This window comes from Chitinophaga sp. (assembly GCF_036566945.1).
In the GTDB taxonomy this organism is placed as follows: domain Bacteria; phylum Bacteroidota; class Bacteroidia; order Chitinophagales; family Chitinophagaceae; genus Chitinophaga.
Map to the genome: position 1 here is coordinate 1 of NZ_DATCVJ010000800.1, position 1835 is coordinate 1835.

A 1835-nucleotide genomic window follows, 5' to 3' on the forward strand; every position below is an offset into this window, starting at 1 on the left:
TTAATATTTTTACAGGAACTTAAAAATATTACATTTGTATACTTAAGATTTCCCCAATTCTTCACTAAAACGGAATAATATACATGTCAGTTCCATATTATATCCATGCCGGCGCCAGGCTAAGGCGTATTTTAAGACAAAAAGAAATCGTTATCCTGCATTATGCAAAAAAAGCAGGTCTTACCCCACAGGGCTTATATCGTTATTTTTCCCAGGCTGTGATCAAAAGAGAGAAGCTGGAAGTATTGCTGGACGCGGTTCCCATTACCTACGCAGATTTTTACCACTGGAATTCCCTGGATGAAAATTCATTGCATCAGGGTGAACTGCTGCTTTTATATCTCGCGCAGCATAAAATAAAAGTAAAGCAACTGGCCGATCAGCTGCAGTTGCCCGTAAATGATATGTACGACTGGTTCGATTGCACCCGTTTTAGCGACGGACAGCTACTGCGACTGTATACCGAATTGCTGATAGCGCCTTCCTATTTCACCGACCCAAGGGCCGGAAAACCACCCATTGACTGGCAACAGGCTTACCTGGATAAATGTATGGAAGTACAGCAGTACGTCCGTAAGGTGAGTACCCTTGAGAAAAAAATGAATGCCAGGTAAGCCGGTTGTGTTTATATCGCTTCCACATTGCTTACTGCAAAGTATTCCGCTACTTCTTCCCAGGTGTTTACTCTTTTATAGGCCGTAAGCGATAAGTTATGCGGCGCTGTAAACAGGATAGGAGTGCCTTTAAAGTAACTGAGGTTTTTATCGTGATCATCTATCATGTAGTCTGCTTCCACAATGGTTTTGGAGCCGCAGAATACAATGTTTCGCCAGCTGATAAAAGGGAAATGTTCGTTTAGCCATGCCAGTTTCTCTGCCAGTGAAAACGGAAATTCCATCGCGGCAGATACAATGAAGACCTCGTGTTTTTCTGTTAAGGCTTTCACTACTTCCTGGCTGCCGGCCATTACCGGTATTCCTCTGAAAAATCCGGGGGCACTTAATAATTTGTGAGCCACGCCTTCCGGGAACGCACTGCCTTCCGGTACATTATCTAAACGCGCAGGATCTACCACTTCCCCGTATTCCTTTGCATATACATCCAGCAGATGTTGTTGAAGGTCTGCCATTACATTGTCCATGTCGATTGCTATTCTTGCCATATTTTGCTGTTTCTTGCAAAGTTATGCGATAATTCGCAAATTATTGCATAATGTTTCATAATATTGCATAAAATAGCATGAGCATGTTGAAAGAGGAAAGGCTGGATTACATCCTGAAAAAGCTGCAAACGGATCATAAAGTGCTGCAAGCAGAGCTTAGCAATGATTTACAGGTATCTGAAGATACCGTTCGCAGAGACCTGGAATCGCTGGCGCAAAACGGGCAGCTGATCAAAGTAAGGGGAGGAGCTATCCCGCATTCCCCCAATCCTTATTCTTTCAAGGAGCGCATTCAATATCATGAAGATGATAAGAAGCATATTGCCAGCAAGGCCCTGACTTTTCTGCATAATGGGCAAACCATTATTCTCGATGGCGGTACTTCTACACTCATGCTGGCAAAATTATTTCCGGCTAATCTGCATATCCGGGTTATTACCAACAGTGTACCTATTGTGGCGCAGCTGATAGAGCATCCGGCTATTGAGGTGATCTTTACGGGTGGATTGATTGGTAAGGATTCCCAAACGGCGGGCGGTATGGATACCATCCGTATGCTGGAAAAATTGAGAGCGGATATTTGTTTCCTGGGAATTTGCAGTCTGCATCCGGATGCAGGTGTTACCGGGCTGGATTTAGGTGAAGCAGATGTAAAAAGTGCGATGGTGGAATC

The 1835-nt window shown here is 43.9% G+C and carries 3 protein-coding genes; 2 read left to right on the forward strand and 1 reads right to left on the reverse strand.

The annotated features are described in order from the left end of the window. Positions 1–83 precede the first annotated feature (83 nt). A complete protein-coding gene (locus VIP81_RS24305; RefSeq protein WP_331967455.1) occupies positions 84–614 on the forward strand; it encodes a hypothetical protein in 531 nt (176 codons plus the stop codon). Between the two features lie 11 nt (positions 615–625). On the opposite strand, the gene VIP81_RS24310 is transcribed toward VIP81_RS24305, so the two are convergent. Continuing rightward, a complete protein-coding gene (locus VIP81_RS24310) occupies positions 626–1162 on the reverse strand; it encodes a 5' nucleotidase, NT5C type (protein ID WP_331967457.1) in 537 nt (178 codons plus the stop codon). Positions 1163–1245: 83 nt separating this feature from the next. On the opposite strand from VIP81_RS24310, the gene VIP81_RS24315 reads away from it, so the two are divergent. Next, the coding region (locus VIP81_RS24315) for a DeoR/GlpR family DNA-binding transcription regulator (RefSeq protein WP_331967459.1) at positions 1246–1835 on the forward strand (590 nt) is incomplete at its 3' end.

Bases quoted from the DNA above. Each gene is read 5' to 3' on its own strand.
- VIP81_RS24310 (WP_331967457.1), bottom strand. From the start codon at position 1,162: ATGGCAAGAATAGCAATCGACATGGACAATGTAATGGCAGACCTTCAA.
- VIP81_RS24305 (WP_331967455.1), top strand. From the start codon at position 84: ATGTCAGTTCCATATTATATCCATGCCGGCGCCAGGCTAAGGCGTATT.